At 30.2% G+C, this 23,095-nt stretch carries 17 protein-coding genes; 16 read left to right on the forward strand and 1 reads right to left on the reverse strand.

What is annotated here, in order from left to right; translation table 11 throughout:
* Positions 1–37 precede the first annotated feature (37 nt).
* From B2P65_RS01100 to B2P65_RS01125, 6 genes are all read left to right on the forward strand, one after another.
* The gene (locus B2P65_RS01100; protein ID WP_346847285.1) at positions 38–1,426 is read left to right on the forward strand and encodes an MATE family efflux transporter; all 1,389 of its coding nucleotides are present in this window, start codon (positions 38–40) and stop codon (positions 1,424–1,426) included.
* 291 nt (positions 1,427–1,717) lie between these two features.
* Positions 1,718–3,481 (forward strand): PAS domain-containing protein, encoded by a 1,764-nt coding sequence (locus B2P65_RS01105; protein ID WP_346847286.1) that lies wholly within the window; start codon positions 1,718–1,720, stop codon positions 3,479–3,481.
* Positions 3,482–3,526: 45 nt separating this feature from the next.
* Complete coding sequence (locus B2P65_RS01110; RefSeq protein WP_346847287.1) at positions 3,527–3,772, forward strand: hypothetical protein; 246 nt, start codon at positions 3,527–3,529, stop codon at positions 3,770–3,772.
* Complete coding sequence (gene mscL / locus B2P65_RS01115; protein ID WP_346847288.1) at positions 3,756–4,184, forward strand: large conductance mechanosensitive channel protein MscL; 429 nt, start codon at positions 3,756–3,758, stop codon at positions 4,182–4,184. The genes B2P65_RS01110 and mscL overlap by 17 nt, the downstream gene beginning before the upstream one ends.
* Positions 4,185–4,604: 420 nt before the next feature.
* Positions 4,605–7,541 carry an insulinase family protein gene (locus B2P65_RS01120; protein WP_346879467.1) on the forward strand — a complete coding sequence of 979 codons (2,937 nt, stop codon included), beginning with the start codon at positions 4,605–4,607 and terminating at the stop codon, positions 7,539–7,541.
* A 180-nt stretch (positions 7,542–7,721) separates the two neighbouring features.
* Positions 7,722–7,919: a cold-shock protein gene (locus B2P65_RS01125; protein WP_035131204.1), complete on the forward strand. Its 198-nt coding sequence runs from the start codon at positions 7,722–7,724 to the stop codon at positions 7,917–7,919.
* A gap of 154 nt (positions 7,920–8,073) precedes the next feature.
* Here the strand turns inward: B2P65_RS01125 and B2P65_RS01130 are convergent, their stop codons facing one another.
* Positions 8,074–8,763, reverse strand: a complete 690-nt coding sequence (locus B2P65_RS01130) for a TetR/AcrR family transcriptional regulator (RefSeq protein WP_346847290.1) — start codon at positions 8,761–8,763, stop codon at positions 8,074–8,076.
* A 221-nt stretch (positions 8,764–8,984) separates the two neighbouring features.
* Here B2P65_RS01130 and B2P65_RS01135 point away from each other — a divergent pair, with 221 nt between their 5' ends.
* From B2P65_RS01135 to B2P65_RS01180, 10 genes are all read left to right on the forward strand, one after another.
* The gene (locus B2P65_RS01135) at positions 8,985–10,310 is read left to right on the forward strand and encodes a glycine/sarcosine/betaine reductase component B subunit (RefSeq protein WP_346879468.1); all 1,326 of its coding nucleotides are present in this window, start codon (positions 8,985–8,987) and stop codon (positions 10,308–10,310) included.
* Positions 10,311–10,328: 18 nt separating this feature from the next.
* Complete coding sequence (gene grdH, locus B2P65_RS01140) at positions 10,329–11,639, forward strand: betaine reductase selenoprotein B (RefSeq protein WP_346879469.1); 1,311 nt, start codon at positions 10,329–10,331, stop codon at positions 11,637–11,639.
* A gap of 88 nt (positions 11,640–11,727) precedes the next feature.
* Positions 11,728–13,269, forward strand: a complete 1,542-nt coding sequence (locus tag B2P65_RS01145) for a glycine betaine uptake BCCT transporter (RefSeq protein WP_084178084.1) — start codon at positions 11,728–11,730, stop codon at positions 13,267–13,269.
* Between the two features lie 255 nt (positions 13,270–13,524).
* Positions 13,525–14,688: an SAM-dependent methyltransferase gene (locus B2P65_RS01150; RefSeq protein ID WP_346847293.1), complete on the forward strand. Its 1,164-nt coding sequence runs from the start codon at positions 13,525–13,527 to the stop codon at positions 14,686–14,688.
* 75 nt (positions 14,689–14,763) lie between these two features.
* Positions 14,764–15,849, forward strand: a complete 1,086-nt coding sequence (locus B2P65_RS01155; RefSeq protein ID WP_346847294.1) for a CdaR family transcriptional regulator — start codon at positions 14,764–14,766, stop codon at positions 15,847–15,849.
* 304 nt (positions 15,850–16,153) lie between these two features.
* Positions 16,154–17,296 (forward strand): glycerate kinase, encoded by a 1,143-nt coding sequence (locus tag B2P65_RS01160; protein ID WP_346847295.1) that lies wholly within the window; start codon positions 16,154–16,156, stop codon positions 17,294–17,296.
* Between the two features lie 24 nt (positions 17,297–17,320).
* Entirely contained in the window at positions 17,321–18,580 is a 1,260-nt protein-coding gene (locus B2P65_RS01165) for a GntP family permease (RefSeq protein WP_346847296.1), read from the forward strand.
* A 337-nt stretch (positions 18,581–18,917) separates the two neighbouring features.
* Positions 18,918–19,664: a biosynthetic peptidoglycan transglycosylase gene (locus B2P65_RS01170; protein WP_346879470.1), complete on the forward strand. Its 747-nt coding sequence runs from the start codon at positions 18,918–18,920 to the stop codon at positions 19,662–19,664.
* 188 nt (positions 19,665–19,852) lie between these two features.
* Positions 19,853–21,259, forward strand: a complete 1,407-nt coding sequence (locus B2P65_RS01175) for a L,D-transpeptidase family protein (protein ID WP_346847298.1) — start codon at positions 19,853–19,855, stop codon at positions 21,257–21,259.
* 85 nt (positions 21,260–21,344) lie between these two features.
* Positions 21,345–23,090 (forward strand): flavin monoamine oxidase family protein, encoded by a 1,746-nt coding sequence (locus tag B2P65_RS01180; protein WP_414632427.1) that lies wholly within the window; start codon positions 21,345–21,347, stop codon positions 23,088–23,090.
* Positions 23,091–23,095 lie beyond the last annotated feature (5 nt).

Raw genomic sequence — 23,095 nt, forward strand, 5'->3', positions numbered from 1 at the left:
AAGTTTAATTTATTAAATTTAATCAGGAGGTAGATGTATGGTAAAATTTTCAGAACTTTTTTCTCCCAGAGACATGACTGAGGGGACACCGTGGAAACGAATTGTAGAATTTTCATTACCAATGCTTATTGGTAATATAGCTCAGCAGTTTTATAACACCGCGGATTCTATTATTGTAGGTAAGTATGTAGGTGATAATGCACTGGCTGCTGTAGGTAGTGCATCTCCAATATTAAATCTTTTACTTGTACTTTTTGTTGGAATTGCAACAGGAGCAGGAATCATGGTTGCTCAATATTTTGGAGCAAAGGATAGGGAAAAGCTTTCTCATACCATTGGGGTATGCATATCTCTTACTGCTATAGCATCTCTAATCATAATGGTTATAGGGCCTCTAGTTACTCGTCCATTGTTATCTTTTCTTAACACTCCAGCATCTATAATAGATTGGTGTGCAGATTATCTTGTTATTTATTATGTAGGTATAGCAGGCTTTGCTTATTACAATATTTTAGCAGGAGTGCTTAGAGGACTTGGAGACTCTATATCTGCTCTTGGATTCTTACTTATTGCTACAATTTTAAATGTGTTCCTTGATCTTTGGTTTGTTGCAGGACTTGGTATGGGTGTACCAGGAGTTGCTTTGGCAACTATTATTGCTCAAGGTATATCAGCAGTTCTTTGTATTATTAAGTTAGCAAGAATGAATAGTACCTTTGATTTTAATCTTAAGATGCTTGTACCAGCTAAGGAATATTCGATGAAGCTTATAAAACTTGGATTGCCATCTGGATTTACTCAAGCCATATTTTCTATTGCAATGATTGTTGTACAATCTCTAACTAATAGTTTTGGAGAAATGGTTATAGCATGTAATGTAATTGTTATGCGTGTAGATGGATTTGCTATGATGCCTAACTTCACCTTTGGTAATGCAATGACAACCTATGCTGGTCAAAATATTGGTGCTAAAAAGATGGATAGAGTTGATAAGGGGACTAAAGATGGTACTATGATCGCTGTTGGAGTTTCTACTGTTATAACAATTTTAATTTTAATTTTTGGTAAATACCTTATGGGTGTTTTCACTGATACAGCAGAATTAGTTGACTTAAGTATGCATATGATGCGTATTCTTGCAGTGGGTTATATTGCTATGGCAGTAACTCAAAGTTTATCAGGTGTAATGAGAGGTGCAGGGGATACTATGACACCTATGTGGATTTCTCTAATTACTACGGTGATTTTACGTGTACCTGTTGCTTATGGTATTGCATATTTAACTCGTAGTGCAGCTTATCCTACTGGAAGACCAGAATCTACATTTATATCACTACTTGTTTCTTGGACACTTGGAGCAATTGTAACTACAGTTTTCTTTAAGAGAGGTAAGTGGAGAAATAAAGGCTTTGCTGGACATAATTAAAAGTACATGAATTAAATAGATTTTAAGAAGATGATTATATCAATAGTGCAATTGATATAATCATCTTTTTTTATTCAGTTTTAGATATTGACAATATTGCAGTTGTTATACTGAAGATAACTAAATAATATTAAGAAATATTGTGATAGTAATCACAGATTTATAAATAAAATAATGATACATTGTAAATGAAAGACATTATCAATTAAAAACAATATGATGTTAAATAGAAACTTTAAATTTAAATAATAGATTTAAATTTTATATAAAATATGAGGAGGATGAAAATATATGAAAAAGCAAATTAACTACATTACCATTGATGGACGTGGAGACCATGAGACTTTTAAAGATTGTATTACTAAAGCAATTAAGGAGTTAAAATCAAATGAAGGTATACATGTAATTAAAGATTTCGAACCTTTTCCTATGTATAAAATGATGGATGGTAAAGGCTTTGATAAACATGTAGAGAAGTTAAGTAATGAAGAATTTCATGTTTACTTCACTCCTAAAGAGAAAATAGAAAAAATTCAAATGGAGGATAATTTAGAAATGGACCATGATAAAATTAAAAAGATCATGGAAATAAAACTTAAGTATTTAAGAGGAGAAATATCTCTAGAACTAGCAAAAGAAGAAATGATAACATCAGTTAAAAGTGTAACAGCTCAAGAATTTGCTATATGTGAGCAATATCTTCAGCAATATGGTATAACTGATGATGAATTAGCAGAGAGAATGGATGAAATTCTGCAAATTTTTGATGGAATACTTACAAGTAATAAAATAGACGTTAAATTAGGTCATCCAATTAGAACCTATTTAGAGGAAGTAAAGGCTATAAGAAATGTTTTAATTGAAGCTAAGAATATGTTAAATAAAAAGTTTATTAAAAATCAATGGGCTGAGATATATGATAAATTAGAAGAAATTAATATACATTTTTCAAGAAAGCAAAATCAACTATATCCTGCTCTCGAGGATAAGGGCTTCGATAAACCTTCTAAAGTAATGTGGACCTTAGAGAATAATATAAAAGATATTATTAAAAAAGCTAAAGAGTATTTAGATCGGGATGAACATGAAAAGTTTTTAGATATTCAAAATGAAGTAATTGAAATGATTGAGGATATGATGATAAAAGAAGAAGAAATACTTTATCCAACTTCAATGGATCTTCTTGACCATGAAGATTTTATTAAGATGAGAAAAGGTGATGATGAAATTGGATATTGTCTAATTGAGAAACCACCTTATTACAAAGAAGATGAAATTAAAAAAGATGAAAATGCGTCTAATAATGAACTTCTGAAGGATTTGGCAAAGGTTTTACAAAAACATGGAATATTCAATAAAGAAGATAATGAAGTGTTAGATGTAAGCCAAGGAAAGTTAACACTTAAGCAGATAAACTTAATTTTTAAACATCTTCAAGTAGATTTATCCTATGTAGATGAAAATGAGATTGTAAAGTTTTATAGTGATACAAAACATCGAGTATTTCCAAGAAGTGCAGGAGTTATAGGAAGAAAGGTGCAAAATTGCCATCCAAGAGAAAGTGTTCATATGGTAGAAGAAATTATTAGAGCGTTTAGAGCGGGTGAACAAGATCAGGCAGAGTTTTGGTTAGAAATCGGTGGTAAGTTTATTTATATAATCTATAATGCAGTAAGAGATGAAGAAGGGAATTTTAGAGGAGTACTTGAGATGATGCAGGATGTAACAAAGATTAGAGGATTACAGGGAAGTCAGAGATTATTATCTTGGACTAATGAAAAACAAGAAAGTAAAAAGGATGAGGTAAGTGGTGAGGTTATAAAAAATCAATATGGATTAACAAAGGAAACTGTTATAGGTGACTTAGTAAAAAAATATCCATTTCTAAAAGAATTCTTACTAAACCTTTCACCTAAGTTTAGTAAACTAAAAAATCCAGTATTATTTAAGACTATGGCATCTATAGCTACATTAGATATGATTAGTGAAAGAGGCGGATTTGAGGTTGAAGAGATTATAAGTAAAATCACAGAAGAAATTAATAGTAGAAATTAAAAACTAAGAATATCAAAGAAGTTTCAGTATAATAGAATTTATATTATGCTGGAACTTCTTTTAAAAGATGTTGTCATAGATGAAAAAAATAGTAGTAATAAAGATGTTGACATTGAAGTATTTATATATGTAACATTAGATGGAATAGGGTCTGTTGGACATGTTCATTTATGTTATAATGGACAAGTTATATCCTATGGTAATTATGATGATAGATCTTTTAGGCTATTAGGTATAGCAAGTAGAGTTTTTTATTATTTTAAGGAGGAAAAGTATGTTAAAGGAATTTAAAAAATTTGCGATTAAAGGTAATATGATTGACTTAGCAATTGGTATGATTATAGGTGCAGCTTTTACTAAGCTTGTAACATCTTTGGTTGAGACAGTAATAATGCCTATTATTAGTATTTTTGTAGGTAGAATTGATTTTTCAAATTTGTTTATTGCTTTAGATGGAAAAGAATATGTAACTCTAGCTGCTGCAAAGGAAGCTGGAGCCTCAGTAGTTGCTTATGGAACTTTTTTAACTGGACTTATAGACTTTTTAATTATGACATTTGTAGTATTTATTGTGGTAAAGCAACTTGATAGGTTTAAAGGCAAAGAAGAAGCAAAACCTGTAACAACTAAAAAATGTCCTTACTGTATTTCAGAAATCTCAATTGAAGCATCAAAATGCCCTCATTGTACTTCTGACTTATAAGATGTATAAGTTTTAATAAAGTTTTTATAGTATATAAAATTGAAGAGCTTGTTTATGTATGTAGCATAACTTATATTAATTGTATTTACAAGTATGTTAAAAAATGTTATGATTGAATAGTTAGAATATTGAAAGGAGGTCGTTTTTAAGTGAAAAGTATAAAAAATTTGAATAAAAGTGAATTTTATAATACCTATAACGGCCTTAAGAATAGATTTTAACATATTTATTTTGATATTTTAAGTCATGGGGTTGTTTGGACTCTATGACTTTTTATTTTTTTAGTAAAATGAGAAGTTGTAGATATCTTGGTTTAACTAAGGTATATCTATGACTTTTTTATTTAATATAAAGTTATGAATAGTAATGGTTTAAAATGATTTTAAACCACTATTAGGAGTGATTGTGGGGGGAATTTATATGCAATTTAAAACTAACGAAATCTACTATGGATTTAAATTATTAAAAGAGGAGAAGGTAGAAGAGGCACAATCCATGGCTAGAATATTTGAACATGTGAAAAGTGGAGCAAGACTTTTACATTTAGAAAATGAAGATGATAATAAGTTATTTTCTATAAGTTTTAGGACAACTCCTACAGATAGTACTGGAGTTGCTCATATATTAGAGCATTCTGTACTTTGTGGTTCAAGAAAATTTAAGGCCAAGGATCCTTTTGGAGATATGGCCAAGAGTTCATTACACACTTTTTTAAATGCTATGACATTTACAGACAAAACTATGTATCCTGTAGGAAGTAGAAATAGTAAAGATTTTATGAATTTAATCGATGTATATTTAGATGCAGTTTTACATCCTAGAATATATGAAAATCATGAAATATTACGTCAAGAAGGTTGGAGATATGAATTAGATGAAAATACTAATAAACTAGCGTATAAGGGTGTAGTTTATAGTGAAATGCAAGGAGCCATGTCATCACCAGAGGAAGTTATTTGTAGTGATATATATAGATCAATATTTCCAAATACTACTTATGCCTTTGTTTCAGGTGGAGATCCAGAGGATATACCTAATCTAACTCAAGAGGATTTTGAAAAGTTTCATAGCAAATTTTATCACCCATCTAATAGTTATATCTATCTATACGGGGATCAGGATTTGGATGCATGTCTTAAGTTTATAAATGATGAATATCTTTATGAATTTGACAGAATAGAGATATCTTCTCATATAGATGATGTGAAAAATTTTGAAGGTATGGTAGAAAGAACTGCTAATTATTCTATTAGGGAGGATGAAGATGAAGAAAATAAGGCATTTTTAGCACTAAATTTCGCCTTTGAGGAAACACGTAATGGAGAGGCATATTTAGCTACAAAAATACTTTATAACATGTTAATTGAATCCTCAGCATCTCCAATAAAAGCTGCCTTACTTAAAGCTGGTATAGGTGAGTGTATTATAACAAGGGATGATATGAATATGGATGCAACTAAGGAAATATTATTCCCAATAGTAGCTAAGAATGTAGATATTACAAAGAAGAGTGAATTTATAAATGTTATTATGAATACTCTTAAAGAACTTGTAGACAAGGGATTAGATAAGGATCAATTGAAGGCAGCTATAAACACCATTGAATTTGATTTGCGTGAAGCTGATCCATGGAGAACTGCTAATAAGGGAATCGAATATAATGATTGGGTTTTAAATAGTTGGATATATGATGGAGATCCTCTTGTTCACTTAAAGTATGAAGATATCCTTAATAAGATAAAAGTTGCTTTAGACAATGGATATTTTGAGAAGTTTATTGAAAAGAATATGGTTAAAAATCCCCATTGTTCCTTAGTAGTTTTGACACCTAAAAAGGGATTAGAAGATGCTAGAAATAAAGCATTAGAAAAAAAGCTAGAAAATTATAGAAGTTCTTTATCCGAAAAAGAAATAAAAGAGCTTATGGAGCGAAATAGGAAGTTAAAAGAAGCTCAAGTTAGGGTTGATACCCAAGAAGAAAAAGATACTCTTCCAAAGCTACCTATAGAAGAGGTAGATAAAAAAGTAGAAAAAATTCCTCAAGAGGTTGTAAAAGAACAAGGAATAACTATTTTAAAACATCATATTCCTACAAATAAAATAGTGTATATTAATCTGCTATTTGATGCAAAAGCAATTGAAGAAAAGTATATTCCTTATTTAGGACTTTTAAAGGATGTTTTAGGGGAGCTTGATACTGAGAAAAGAGGTTATTCTCAATTAATCACAGAAATCTATAAAACTACAGGTGGAATAACTTTTGAAAATCAAGTATACACTGAGAAAAATAATAGTCAGGCATATCATCCTAAATTTATAGTTAAATCAAAGGTAATTGCAGAAAACATTTCATCTCTACTAGAGTTAGTAAATGAAATAATTACTACTACTAAATTTGATGATTTAAGTAGGCTTAAACAAATTATTCAAGAAACAAAATCAAAGCTTCAAATGAGAGTTATAAATGCAGGACATGATGTTGGGATGAACAGAATATTTGCACAGACTTCTTGTGGTAGAGGATACTGGGAAAAAATTAGTGGTGCAACTTATTATGAATTCATCTGTAATTTAGAAAAAAGTATTGAGAAATCTGGTAAGGAAGTTAGAAGCAATCTTATTAAGGTTTATGAAACAATATTTAATAAAAATAATTTAATTATCTCAGTGGTGGGAGAAGAAAAAGAAGTTGAAACAGTAGTAACTAATATTAATAAGGTTATTTGTAACATTAAAACTGAACCTACTAAATTATATAATCTTGAGCATAAGAGCAAAAAAAATATCGAAGCTATAATAACTGCTAGTAATGTGCAATATGTAGTTAAGGGATTTAATTTTGCAGATCTTGGTTATGAATATTCAGGGAAAATGAGAGTGCTTTTAAATATATTAGATAATGAATATTTATATCCTAGAGTTCGTCTTCAAGGTGGTGCTTATGGATGTTATAGTGACATGAATAAGGATGGAAATTTAGCCATTTATTCCTATCGTGATCCAAACCTTACAAGAACTATAGATGTATATAATGAAGCTTATAAATTTTTAGAAGAAGTAGATTTTACTAAGGAAGATATGGGAAAATTTATAATAGGATCTGTTGGACAGTTATATAAACCATTAACTCCTGATAGAAAAGGTGAAAAAGCAGTTGCAGATTATATTTGCAATGTAACCCAAGAAGATATTCAAAGATGGAGAGATGAACTTTTGAGTACTAGTAATGAAGATATAAGAAATTATGCTTCAATGATTAAGGTAGGAATGAATGAAAATTATTGTTGCATAGTAGGTAATGAAGGAAAAATTAAGGAAAATAAAACTATTTTTAATAAAACAAGTAAATTATTATAAAATAACTTGCTTTATATAATAAAGTGTAGTATGCTTAATAAGAACTTAAATTAATAGTAAATAATATAAACCAATATGTTTCAATTAGTACTTAATAAATAGAGTATGTTAATATCGAAATTTTGTTAGTGAATTATTACAATGAATTTAAGAAAAATAAAATTTCGGAGGTATACATTTATGAATGGTACAGTAAAATGGTTTAATGGAGAAAAAGGTTTTGGATTTATTACAGGAGAAGATGGAACAGATGTTTTCGCACACTTTTCTCAAATAAATTCTGATGGTTATAAATCACTTGAAGAAGGTCAAAAAGTTTCTTTTGATGTAGCTAAAGGACCAAAAGGACCACAAGCAGAAAATATTACTATTATCTAGTTTTTAATTAGTAAATATTTACCCCTTAAATAGTTATACTATTTAAGGGGTTTTTTATATTTAAAAATTATAAATTATTTAAAAGTGTGATTACACAATAATATGCGAATCTTAAATTAATCTTCATTTTAAATACATCTGTATGAATGGCATTTTATAGAGTTAAAAAAGGTGATAAAACATTGGAAGACTTTAAGTTATAATAATGCAAGGTGTTATAAATAAATTTTAGAATAATTTCTAATGCCCTTTTTTTACTATAGCCATCAACATGGTTTGTAACTTTCATCAATAAACCTTCAAAAAATATAATAATATTTTCACTTAATTCTTTAACATCTTCTTGATTTATATACCCATCTTTAATACATACTTCAAGTAAAGCAAGATCACGTTCATTAATATAATCTTTATCTAGCATAGTAGATAAAGATGTTGGGAGACTTTTTAATTCATTAGGAAAAATTTCATAATATTCCTTCATAGTATCTTTAACACTAAGATGACCTTGATCTAGAAATATTGATTTAAAGATTTTAGGATTGTTAAAAGCGTGTATAGAGAAACACTTCCAAATACCTAAATAATTCTCTAAAGATGAATTATCTTCACTAATATAATTAGGAAGATCTTGAATATATAAATTATAATATTTCATACAAGCAAAAAACAAAATATGATTTAAATTTTTAAAGTACTTATATGCAGTAGCAACGTTATATCCTGTAGCATGAGCAATTTTTCTTGCTGTAACATTTTCTATACCTTCTTCATCTATAAGTTTATTAGCTGAATTTATGAAAGAAACTATCATTTCCTTTCTTTCTATGGCTGACTTAGTCATAAGATTACCCCTTTAATTTACTCATTATTAATATGTATCTTTATTATAACATTAAAATTTAAATTTATAATGATATAAGATTAACTATTTGATTTTTAAATACATAGAATTTGTTAATTAAATAACAAAAAAACGTAAACACGTTTACAAAATACAATTAGAGGAATAAAATAATATTATAAATATTAAGAAAATTTAAAAAATAATAAGGGAGTGGGAGTATGAAACTAGAAATTGGAAATTTTTATGTGGAAGATATAGTTTTTGGTGAAAAAACAAAATTTGCTAAAGGAATACTAACTATTAATAAAAAGGAAGCATTAGATTTTGTTTTAGAGGACAAGCATATAATTGAAGCAGATTTATTTATTGTTAAACCAGGCGATAATGTACGACTTATGCCAGTAAAAGAAGCTATAGAGCCAAGAGTAAAATTGAATGGAGATTCATTATTTCCAGGTTATACAGGAGATTTAGTTAAAGCAGGCAATGGTAGAACTCATGCACTGAAGGATTGTAGTTTGCTGGTAGTTGGAAAACATTGGGGTGGATTTCAAGATGGACTTATTGATATGAGTGGAGAAGGTGCAAAATATACCTACTATTCTCAACTTAAAAATATAGTACTAGTTGCTGATACAGATGAAGAATTTGAAAAAAGAGAACAACAGAAAAAAAATAAAGCTTTAAGAGAAGCAGGTCATAAACTTGCAGAATTTATAGGCAGTGTTGTTAAAGATTTAGAACCAGAAGAAATTGAAGAATATGAACTAAAACCAGTAATAAAACGTGAAAAAAGGGTAAATGAACTTCCAAGTATGGTATTTGTTATGCAACCTCAATCTCAAATGGAAGAGTTAGGGTATAACACATTTTTATATGGATGGGACATGAATCGTATGCTACCAACCTTTATGCATCCAAATGAAGTTTTAGATGGAGCGTTGGTATCAGGTAGTTTCATGCCTTGCTCATCTAAATGGTCAACTTATGAGTTTCAAAATAATCCTACAATAAAAAGACTTTATAAAGAACATGGAAAGACAATAAATTTCTTAGGAATAATAATGTCAAATCTGAATGTAGCTTTAGAACAAAAAAACCGTGCCGCACTATTTGTAGCACAGATTGCAAAGTCTATTGGAGCTGATGGTGCAATAGTTGCAGAGGAAGGGTATGGTAACCCTGATGCAGATTTTACAGCTTGTATAGTTGCTCTTGAAGATGCGGGAGTAAAAGTTGTAGGACTTACTAATGAGTGTACTGGAAGAGATGGACAATCACAGCCACTAGTTTCTATGGACGAAAAGGCTGATGCTATAGTGTCTTGTGGTAATGTGTCAGAATTAATAACTCTTCCACCAATGGAAACTGTTATAGGAGAATTAGAATCTCTAGGTAGAGACGGTGTATCTGGTGGTTGGGAAAATGATGAGATACTTGGACCTTCTGTAAGATCAGATGGATCAATAATAATGGAGAATAATGCTATGTTCTGTGGAGATCAGGTTTGTGGTTGGTCGCCAAAAACAATGATAGAGTTTTAGTAACTAGGAGGGGATAAAATGAAAAAGGCAGTAATATATATAAACCAATTCTTTGGTCAAATAGGTGGAGAAGATAAGGCGGATTTTGAGCCTATAATTAAGGAAGGCACAATAGGACCGGCTATAGAGCTAAATAAAAACTTAGATGCAGAAGTTACTCATACAATAATTTGTGGAGATAACTTTATGGGATCTAATACAGAAGAAGCTATAAAAAGAATTATATCTGAACTTAAAAATATAGAATTTGATATTTTCTTTGCAGGCCCAGCTTTTCAAGCAGGAAGATATGGTGTTGCGTGTGGTGAAATCTGTAATGCTGTTAAAGAAGAATTTAATGTTCCAGTAATTACTTCTATGCACATAGAAAATCCTGGGGTAGAAATGTTTAAAAGAGATATGTATGTTTTTGTAGGAGGACATAGTGCAGCTAAAATGAGAAGTGATATAAAAGCTATGGCAACCTTTGGAAATAAGCTTTTAAAAGGTGAAAAAACCCTTGGTGCTGAAGTAGAAGGATATTATCCTAGAGGGATAAGACATCAAATTTGGAGAAAAGATGGTAAGTTTGGTGCTGATAGAGCAGTAGAAATGCTTATAGATAAATTATATGGAAGACCGTTTATCACTGAACTTCCAATTCCTAAAACAGATATAGTACCTATAGCAGAGCCAATTAAAGATCTTAAAAATGCAACTATAGCACTTTTAAATACAGGAGGCATCGTCCCTGTAGATAATCCAGATAGAATTCAATCAGCGTCTGCAACAAGATGGGGAAGATACAATATTGATGGCGTAGATGCTCTAAAAGGTGGAGTTTATAAAACAATCCATGCTGGTTTTGATCCTGCAGCAGCAGATGCAGACCCAAATGTAATAGCTCCAATAGATGCATTAAGAGTATATGAGAAAGAAGGAAAATTCAAAAAATTACATGAGTATTTCTATTCAACAGTTGGTACTGGAACTACTCAAGCTGAGGCAAAGAGAATGGCACAGGAGATTTTAGTTCATCTTAAAGATGAAGGTATAGATGGAGTTATAATGGTTTCTACGTGAGGAACTTGTACGCGTTGCGGTGCAACCATGGTTAAGGAAATTGAAAAATCAGGTATGCCAATTGTACAAATGGCAAACTTAATTCCAGTTTCAAAAACAGCAGGAGCAAACAAGATTATTCCTACTATATCTATTCCATATCCGCTAGGAAATCCAGGAACTTCAAAAGAAGAACAATGGAAACTTCGTTACCACAGAGTTGGAGTTGCATTAGATGCCTTAGCTACAGATGTAAAAGAACAAACTGTTTTTAAAGTTAAGTTTTAATATTTAAGGGGCTGTGAAAGTAAATTTACAGCCCCTAAAGAAAACCTACGGCATAATTATCTACTCTAACTTTAAGGAGGATATTGTTATGGGGAATAATAACACTAATATAAATACAACACTAAATGTAAAGACTAAAAGAAAGCAAGGTACAAATTCAGTTTTTATTATTTCATTGATTATAACTTTTGCTATTGTATTTTGGGGAATTTTAGATAAAAGTGGTTTTGAAAAAATATCCAATAGTGCTCTTAATTTTTTAACTGAAAAATTTGGCTGGGCATACCTGCTTTCTATGATGATATTTGTAGTATTCGCAGTAGTATTAGCATTTAGTAAATTTGGGAAAATAAAACTTGGACCGGATGATTCAAAACCAGAATATAGCACCGTTGCTTGGTTTGCAATGCTATTTGGAGCAGGTATGGGAATAGGACTAGTATTTTGGGGAATTGCAGAGCCTATATCTCACTTTGTAGCACCAATAGAAGGTATGGATCCAGGTTCCGTTGAAGCTGCAAATTTTGCTTTTAAATCTTCTTTTATGCATTGGGGATTCCACCCTTGGGCAAATTATAGTATTATAGGTCTTGCTCTAGCATATTTTCAATTTAGAAAAAATAAACCTGGACTAATTAGCAGCATATTTATTCCATTATTAGGAGAAGAAAGAGTAAATGGACCAATTGGTAAAACTATTGATATACTTGCAGTATTTGCCACAGTAGCTGGAGTTGCAACTTCTTTAGGACTTGGAACACTACAAATTAATAGTGGATTAAGTTATATGTTTGGAGTTCCAGAAACGCCTATAGTTCAGTTAATTATAATATTTGTCATAACAGTAATAGTTATTTGGACTGCAGTTAGTGGGATTGAAAAAGGAATTAGTGCAATATCAAATATAAACTTGGTCATTGCTTTTGGGATTTTAATTTTATCTCTATTTATAGGACCAACCATAAAGATAATAAATACTTTTTTAAATGGTACAGGTGGTTATCTAGCAGAGTTTATAGAGAGTAGCCTGCATATTGAACCTTTTGCAAGTAATAAATGGGTAAATAGTTGGAGAATATTTTACTGGGCGTGGTGGATTGCTTGGGCACCTTTTGTAGGAGTATTTATTGCTAGAATATCCAAAGGAAGAACTATTAGAGAGTTTATAATTGGAGTTATTGTAGCACCAAGTATTGTATCTATAATTTGGTTCTCAGTCTTTGGAACTCTTGGAGTAAATCTTGGTATTACTGGCGAGCTCACAATGGATGTATTAAAAAACTTAGCTGCATCACCAGAAACTGCATTCTTCCAAGTTATAACTAAATATCCACTAGGAAGTATAATTTCAGTATTTACTATAATATTATTAGGTACTTTCTTCATTACTTCAGCTAACTCAGCAACTTTTGTGTTAGGTATGTTATCTTCAAATGGAGATTTAAATCCATCTAATAAAAAGAAAATAATATGGGGTATACTTCAGGCACTGCTAGCTACAGCTTTATTGTTATCAGGTGGATTAGCATCATTACAAACAGCATCTGTAGTTGCTGCATTTCCGTTTATTATAGTAATGCTTTTATGTTGCGTTTCACTGTGGAAGGCACTGAAAACTGAAAAGATATAATTAGCGATTTAGATAGATTGTAAGGTATATATATTAAGTTAATTTATAAAGTTTAAGGGAGTCATAGACTCCCTTTTTAATATTCATTTTTATAACCAATAGTTAAAGCTATATATTATCATTTCATAGAAAATTAAAGATTTATCTATACCCTATGTAGATAATATAATATTTTGGATGTACTTTTTCTTTTAGAACACAATAATTTAATATATGATACAATAGATACAAATATAAATAGTAAGGTGTGTAAAGATGGAAGAATTAAGAAAAGCAATTGATGAAATTATAAAAGAACATATTATAAAATTAGTTATTAGTAATAAGATGAATAAAGATATAGAATATAACAAAATAATATTTATATTAAAGGAAAACAACTCGAAGGAGTATTATCAAATAGAAAAGTATACTGATAAGCAGGTATTTCATGAAAATATTCCTTTAGATTTATTAAAGGAAAAAGTCTTAGAGTATACAATGGATAATTATAAACAAGTTTCTGCTTGGGCAAGTAATATTACCTTTGATTTAAGAATATCTAAAAAGGGTAAAGTTCATTTAGGAAAGAAAACAAGCAATAATGAAAGTCTTATTAATAAAGAACATAATAAAGAAAAGAATTATATCATTAAAGAAGGAATGATAATTGAACCCCTTATAGATTTAGGAATCTTCACTAAAGAAGGCAAAGTGGTAAATTCTAAGTATGATAAGTACAAACAAATAAATAGATTTGTTGAAATCATTGATGATGAAATTAAAAAGAATGATTATAAAGAGCTTACAATTTTAGATTTTGGATGTGGCAAATCTTATTTAACCTTTGTACTATATTACTATTTTGTAGAGATTAAGAAAATTAATGTTAAGATGATAGGTCTAGACCTTAAAAAGGATGTAATCGAAAAGTGTAATGATATAGCTAAAAGATATAATTATGAAAACTTACACTTTGAACTTGGAGATATAAATGGATTTAAATATAATGATAAGGTTGATATGGTAATTACCTTACATGCTTGTGATACTGCTACAGATTATGCATTATATAATGCTATTAAATGGAATAGCAAAATGATTTTTTCTGTACCTTGTTGTCAGCATGAGTTTAATAAGCAAATGAACACAGAATCCTTATCTATACTTACTAGATACGGCATAGTTCAAGAAAGAGTAGCAGCTCTCATGACTGATGCAGTAAGAGGAAATCTTTTAGAATCTGTAGGATATAAAACTCAGCTTTTAGAATTTATAGATATAGCTCATTCTCCTAAAAACATATTAATTAGGGCATCAAAGGCTAGTATAGCTAAGGAAAAAAAGGAAAAGGCACTTTCAGAGGTTAATGCTTTAATGAATGAATTTAATTTGAATCCTACATTGTTTAATTTATTAAAGCAGGATGAATTAATTTAGTGGTATATAATATTTGTTACAAGGTAACCTCCTTTAAGTTTGTATATAGTGCTTCACAAGGAGATGATTTAAATTATGATAATTAATAAAATCAATTTTAACTTAGCTCAAGAAATAGTAAATGCAGTTAAAGAGGTTGTAGATAAAGATATAAATTTTATAGATATTAATGGGATAATTATAGGTAGTACAGATAAATCTAGACTTAACACCTTTCATCAAGCAGGATATAATGCTATAAAAACTTTGAGTAATGTAACTGTTGAAGATAATGAGGAATATAAAGGAAGTAGAAAAGGTATAAACTATCCCATAAAAATAAACAATATTGCAGTAGGTGCTATAGGTATAACTGGAGAGCCTAGTGAAGTTAGTAAATTTGGATTTTTAGTCACTAAAATCACAGAAATATTTATAAAAGAACAGCAGCTAAATTATAAATACGAAGCAGATAAACAGAGAATAAATTATGTTGTAAAGTCATTGATATATAATAATGTTGAAGATAAAAATGAAATTGAAAATATTCTTCAGGAATTTGGAATAGAGTTAGATCAGCAGTTTGCAATAGTTATTTTAAAGATAAATAAGTATCATAATCTTAGAGAGCTAGAGACTATAGAGAACCATATAAAAGGTGTATTAGATGATATTGGTAATATATTTAAACTATATATTTATCCTAATGAATTCATAGCATTAGTAAACCAAGAAAGATATAATAAATTAAGAAACACTCATTTGGAAACATTAAGTAAGTATCATGGAATTTTAACTGGGGGAGTAGGGAGGTTAAAGGGTTTATATGAAGCGTATAAATCCTATGAAGAAGCTAGAATTGCCCTTAAATACTCCGCTGAAAACCATGATATTTTAACTTATCTTGATAGCTTGAATTTAGAGCTTATTTTAGAGAGTGTAGATACTGAAACAAAAAATCAGTATAAGGATAAGGTATTAAAATCTCTTGATGAAGAGGATATAAATCTATTGGAGGTTTATTATAAAAATGATATGTCTCTAAAACAAACTGCAGAAGAGCTATATGTACATAAAAATACCCTTCAGTACAGATTAGAAAGAATATATGAAAAATCAGGATTTAATCCAAGGAAATTTAATGAATCCGTAATACTTTATTTAGCTATAAAACTATCATAAAAGGCAAAATGTAAAGAAATTTTTAATAATGAATTATCTCAAAATTGATTAAATCTAAAATTTTTATTGAAATTGTATCTATATGGAATAATAGGTATCAATCAAATAAAAATGAGGATTAATTATAACCAATTTTGAGATATTTTTGTTTATAAGTAAAAATATTTTTATGAAGGATTTTAAATTTGAAAATTCAATATTAGATATGACAAAAATTAAGGTGTGAAAACGTATTATTTTGTTGTGTGTAACATAGAAGTGACAAAAATCCTTTGATATAATTTGATAAAAGGAGGAGGTAGCAATGAAAATTGTAATTTCTATAGATTCTTTAAAGGGAAGTTTAACCTCAATTGAAGCAGCTAATGCAATAAAAACAGCAATATTGAATGTAGATAATAATTCAGATATAAAAATAATGCCCTTAGCAGATGGGGGAGAGGGAACTGTAGATGCCTTAGTAGAAGGCATGAATGGTGAAGGTAAAATTATATCTGTTACAGGTCCAGTGGAAGAAAAGGTGGAGGCTAAGTATGGGATATTAAAAAATAACAATACAGCAATAATAGAAATGGCTCAAGGGGCAGGTTATGCACTTGTTCCACAAGAACTAAGAAATCCTTTAAAAACTACTACCTATGGAGTTGGAGAAATAATAAAAGCTGCCATAAAAGAAGGATGTAGAAACTTTATAGTTGGAATAGGTGGAAGTGCTACTAATGATGCAGGAGTAGGAATGCTACAGGCCTTAGGATATGAGTTTTATGATGAAAATAATGAACCTGTTGGTTTTGGTGGCCAGGTATTAAATAAGATAAAAACTATAAAAACACATAATAAATTGAAGGAGTTAGATGAGTGTACCTTCAAAATAGCTTGTGATGTGACCAATCCTTTGTATGGAGAAAATGGAGCAGCCTATGTTTATGGACCACAAAAAGGTGCAACTCTTGATATGGTGAAAGAATTAGATAGAGGACTTAGAAATTTTGCACAGGTGGTTAAAAAAGACTTAGGAAAAGATATAGCTGAGACAGAAGGTGTGGGAGCAGCAGGTGGACTTGGATTTGCATTTTTAGGGTTCTTAAATTCAAAACTAGAATCTGGAATTAAGATAATATTAGAAGAAATTAAGTTAGAAGAAGCCTTAAAGGATGCAGATTTAGTTATTACTGGTGAGGGTAGACTAGATAATCAAACTGCCATGGGAAAAGCGCCTATAGGAGTTGCTAAGCTTGCTAAAAAACATAAGGTTAAGGTAATAGCAGTGGCAGGATGCACTACAGAAGATGCTGTTAAGTGTAATGAAGAAGGAATAGATGCCTATTTTTCTATAATAAATTCAGCTATGACTATAGAAGAAGCAGTTAATAAAGAAACAGCTATAAAGAATATGACATCAACAATGACGCAAATTTTCAGACTTATAAAGACAATGAAAGAATAAAAATCTTAAATAGGGGTGACGATAATGGAAGTACAGATTACAACATTAGGAGCTTTACTTGGGCTTGTAGTAGCCATAGTATTAATCATTAAAAAAGTACAACCTGTATATAGTTTAATATTAGGTGCAGTAGTTGGAGGGTTAGTAGGTGGAGCTGGAATTGAAGGAACCGTAAGTGTAATGATAAGCGGAGCAAAAGATATCATGCCAGCAATCCTTCGTATAGTGACCTCTGGAGTTTTAGCAGGAGTACTTATTAAGACAGGAGCAGCAGCTAAAATTGCAGATCAAATTGTAAAAAGCTTAGGTGAGAAAAGAGCACTATTTGCCATAGCGTTATCAACCATGATACTAACAGCTGTTGGAGTATTTATAGATGTAGCAGTAATAACAGTAGCACCTATAGCCCTTGCAATAGCGAAGAAATTAGGATATTCACCTATGGTTATACTTTTAGCTATGATTGGTGGAGGTAAGGCAGGAAATATAGTATCGCCAAACCCTAATACCATAGCAGCAGCAGAAAATTTTGGAGTAGAATTGTCATCTTTAATGGTAGCTAATATAATTCCTGCCATAGTTGGGCTTGTAGTTACAGTAATATTGACTTCTTTACTTAATAAAAAGTATAGAGGTGCAAAAGAAACAAAAATAGAAGATGTTGAAGAGGTGGAATTGCCATCTTTCTTTGCAGCAATAATTGGTCCAATTGTAACTATAATTTTACTATCACTTAGACCATTAATAGGAATATCAATAGATCCACTTATAGCATTGCCAGTTGGAGGTATTATAGGAGTTTTAGTTATGGGTAAAGGTAAAAATATTAACGAATATCTAACCTTTGGATTATCTAAAATGATGCCTGTAGCAATACTTTTAATAGGGACAGGTACTGTAGCAGGAATAATAAAGGCATCAGGATTACAGGCTACAACTATAGGAGTGCTTAATGCTTTAAATATGCCAGCATTTGTATTGGCACCTATTTCTGGAATATTAATGTGTGCTGCTACAGCTTCAACAACCTCAGGGTCAACTATAGCATCAGCTACATTCTCACAAGCCATAGTGGGAGTAGGTATATCACCTATAGGAGGAGCGGCGATGGTTCATGCTGGAGCTACAGTTCTTGATCATCTACCACATGGTTCTTTCTTCCATGCAACAGCAGGAGCAACAGGGATGAGCATAGGACAGCGTTTGAAATTAATACCATATGAATCTTTAGTAGGATTATCAATGACTTTAGTTTCTACAATAATGTGGGGAATTATATTCTAGTTTAGTAAGTATAGATATAATAGTTAAAAATAAATACAATATTTAAATTTTAAAAGTAATAGAGCAATATCAAGTTTTAAAATCCATAGACTCTTAATTAAATAGGAAAATACTATCATTAAGGAATACTTATGAATTCTTTGATGATAGTATTTTTATTTTAAAGCCTTCTTTAAATCACTAGTCATTGACTATAATATTAATTAATTTTAGTAATTAATAATTAATATGTTAACCTATAAAATTGTAAATTACAAAAATGTAAGATAAGTGTAAGTTACTTCGATAACATATGTGAACTAAGAGATGTATAATAAACTTATAAGGAGGGGTTGCAATGAAGAAGTTATTAGTTAAACTTACTTTAGGGATTATTGTTTTAATGACAGCACTTGGAGTTTTTGTTTTACAAGATGGATATTCTTTATATAGAGCTGCTACCTCTGATATAGGGGTACAAGAAAAAATTAATGATATAATAAATGGTAAGGATTATGTAACTATAGATGGAATCTCTAAAGACTTCCTAGATGCTATTGTATCCGTAGAAGATCATAGATTTTATAATCATAATGGAATAGATTTAATAGCCATAGGAAGGTCAGCTATTAGTAATATTGATGCAGGGAAAATAATTATGGGGGGAAGTACAATAACACAGCAATTAGCAAAAAACTTATTTTTTACCCATGAGCAAAGATTGGAAAGAAAAATTGCGGAAATTTTTGTGGTTAGAGAACTAGAAAATAATTACTCAAAGGAAGAAATATTAGAGCTATATGTAAATGTAATATATTATGGTGATGGCTATTCTGGAATTAAACAAGCCTCTAAAGGATACTTTAATACATCACCCAATGAAATAACTTTATCTCAATCATTGTTGTTAGCTGGATTACCACAATCACCAGAAAACTATGCATTATCTAAAAATTATGAAAGAGCAAAGGAAAGAAGTGAAGTTGTATTAATGTCTATGATAAGAAATAATGTTATTTCAAGAGAGGAAGCAGAGTTACTATGTAACGGTAAAATGGATAAAACTTCCAATAAGGCTACGCTTGCTTCAGAAACTATAAATTAAGGGTTGAAAAAGCTATAAATTAAAACTTATAGGTTGTACTTTAATAATAATAGGTACAACCTATATTTTTGTACTTTTAAAGTGGTATGATTAGTATATATAGTATGAGAATATATTTATTAATATTATTTAATTGTAAGTAATCGGGGTAAATTTATTTGCAATTGCTAGTTATATAGGGGGTTATTATGGAGATTAAAGATCAAGAAGTAGAAAAAAGTGTGAATATAAAGAAGAGGATAATTATAGGTATTATAATTTCCATTAGTATTTTGCTAATTATATATTTAAGTACATCTTTATATTTTATGAAGAGATTTTATTTTGGAACTAAGATTAATGGAGTTAGTGTTACTGGAAAAACCACGGAAGATATAGAAGCTGATATATTAGCAGAAAGTGAAGCTTATATATTAAAGTTAAAGCAAAGAGGTAATATTGAAGAAAATATAAATGGAAGCGACATTGAATATAAGTATAATTTAGAAAACAAAATTGGAGACTTGAAGGATAATCAAAGTGCTTTTGGATGGATTTATGGAGTTTTCAATACTAGCGATTATAAGTTAGAAAAAAAAGTATCTTATAATGATGAATTGTTAAAAAAGAAGTTTCGTAGTTTAAATTGTTTTAAGAATGATAATGTAATTAAACCTGAGAGTGCTAAAATTGAATATGAAAATAAGGAATACGTAATTAAAGATGAAGTACAAGGAAATAAGGTAAATAAAGATATATTATATAAAAAAGTTAAGGAAGCACTTAATAATAAAGTAGATGAAATAAATTTAGAAGAAATTGAATGCTATGAAAAACCAAAGTATACTGTTGCTTCAAAGGAAGTGGTAAATGCTAAAAATACTCTTGATAAGTATATAGGCTCAGTAATTACTCATAAATTTGGAGATAATAAAGAAGTATTAAATGGAGATTCTATTCATAATTGGCTTGATATTGATAAAAACTTTAAGGTATCTATTAATGAAGAAAAGGCAAGAGAATATGTAAATTCACTGTCTATTAAGTACGATACTTATGGGGCTACAAGAAATTTTAAAACCTCCATTGGAACTACCGTAAATGTAAGCGGAGGTAACTATGGATGGTTAATTAATTATAGTGAAGAAACTGAAACTTTAATTAATGCTATTAAAGATGGAAAAAAGGAAGAAAGACAACCTATATATGCTCAAACAGCTGTAGCTTATGGTGCAAATGATTTCGGAAATACATATGTAGAAATTAATTTAACAACCCAGCATATATGGTTTTACAATGATGGAGTTTTAATTACGGAAGGGCCTATGGTTAGTGGTAATGCTGATAGTAAGCATGCTACTCCACCAGGTATTTACAGTTTAACTTACAAAGAAAAAAATGCAACTTTAAGAGGAGAAAATTATGCGGCACCCGTTAGTTATTGGATGCCTTTCAATGGGGATATTGGTATCCATGATGCTACTTGGCGCTCAAAATTTGGAGGGCAAATTTATATAACAGATGGTTCTCATGGATGTATAAATACTCCATATGATGTTGCTAGTAAGATATTTGAATATATAACTCAGGGTACACCAGTAATATGTTATTTTTAGTTTGATTATATAATTAAACCATAGAACTCTTTTTAGTAAAGTAGAATATTATAATTACTATAGAACTAAAAGGAGTTGAAACTATTTGGCTAGGGAAATTAAAGTTGTGCAGCCAAGTAATCCTACAGACGAGGAAAGGCATAGTATGCTAAGGCTTGCTTTAGAGGAAGTAGGTCGAATAGAAGACTATGATAATTTAATTGAACTACTTAGCCCGCCAAAGGACATTACAACCATATTACCACCGGGTGGATGCAAAGGCATTAATATAGGTATAATAGGAGGAGGAATTGCAGGTTTATCTGCTGCTTTTGAGCTTAGGAAATTGGGTCTTGACATAACTATATTTGAACAGCAAAAGGAACGTATAGGAGGAAGAATTTATACTTACTATTTTGATGAAAATAAAAGATTTTATGGTGAGCTTGGTGCTATGAGAATACCAGTAAGTCATGAAGCTACATGGAAGTATATAAATCAATTTAAATTAAGAACAACACCTTTTATTCAAAATAATGATAATGCCTTTATTTATGTGAGAAATAAAAGAGCTATCAATGATCCAGATGGAATAAGTGTTATGGAGAAAATATATCCTGAATTTAATTTAGCACCATGGGAAAGACAAGAGCCATGGCAAAAGCTTGTAAGTTATGGCTTAGGAGCTAGCTTACTTCAAATTAGCCCAGATATAAGAAGAGAGTTATTACAAAATAAAAAAAGGTACTCTCCAGAAATTGAATACTTTGACAGCTTAAGCATAAGAAGAGAACTTGAAGAACGGGGATTAAGTGAAGGTGCTATAGAAATGTTATCATCTATTGTTACATTTTCTGGATGGCTCTATGATAATAGTTATATAGAAAGTCTCCAAGAACAGTATGCTGTAGATGATGCTTTTAGGTACCAAATTGATGGAGGAACAGTATGGTTACCTATTGCAATGTATCATTCATTAATGTCACTTGACCCTAAAGAGTATAATGACATTTTACAGGATCAACTAGGACATATAACTTGGAAAAGTGGGAATAGAGTAGAAGGTATATACAAAAATAACGAAGATAATAAAGTTATTTTAGAATATAAAAGTGAACAAGAAATAAGTAGTCACCACCAGAGCTTTGATTTTGTAATATGCACTATACCATTTTCTAGCCTTCGTAATGTAAATATATATCCTATGTTTAGCACAGAAAAAATGCAAGCAATCAAAGAGGTTAATTATATAGCAGGACAAAAAACTCTCTTTATGTGTAAGGAGAAATTTTGGGAAGAAGGGGGACCTAGTAAAGCAATAATAGGTGGAGCCTCTTATACAGACTTACCAATAGGAAGTATATGGTACCCATCTTATAATATTGAGTACAATATTGCCGATTTGGAAAGTCAGGTAATACCTTCTGTGAGAAGAGAGTATAAAAGTTATGGAGGGGCTGGGGTTCTTTTAGCATCCTACAATCTATCTAGAGATGCAATGCGTCTTGGTAATTTAGAACCAATAACTAGATTAGAATGGATAAAAATACAAGTAGAGCATGTCCAAGGACTTAAACAAGGATATCTTGATGATATAGTATTAGATAGTAAAACCATACAATGGGATAATGAACAAGGATTTTTTGGAGCTGTTTGCTATTATATGCCTGGCCAAAAAAGGCTATTTGCCTATGCTTCTAGCCAGCCTGAATATGATAATAGAGTATATTTTGCTGGTGAACATATTTCACAGGAACATGGATGGATACAAGGAGCAATAAAAAGTGCAATGATTGCTGCAAATGAAGTAGCAGAACATTGTAAAAATTATATGAAAATAGGTATAAATTAAAAATG

This window comes from Clostridium sp. UBA3061 (assembly GCF_002367465.1).
GTDB classification, from domain to species: Bacteria; Bacillota; Clostridia; order Clostridiales; family Clostridiaceae; genus Clostridium_J; species Clostridium_J sulfidigenes.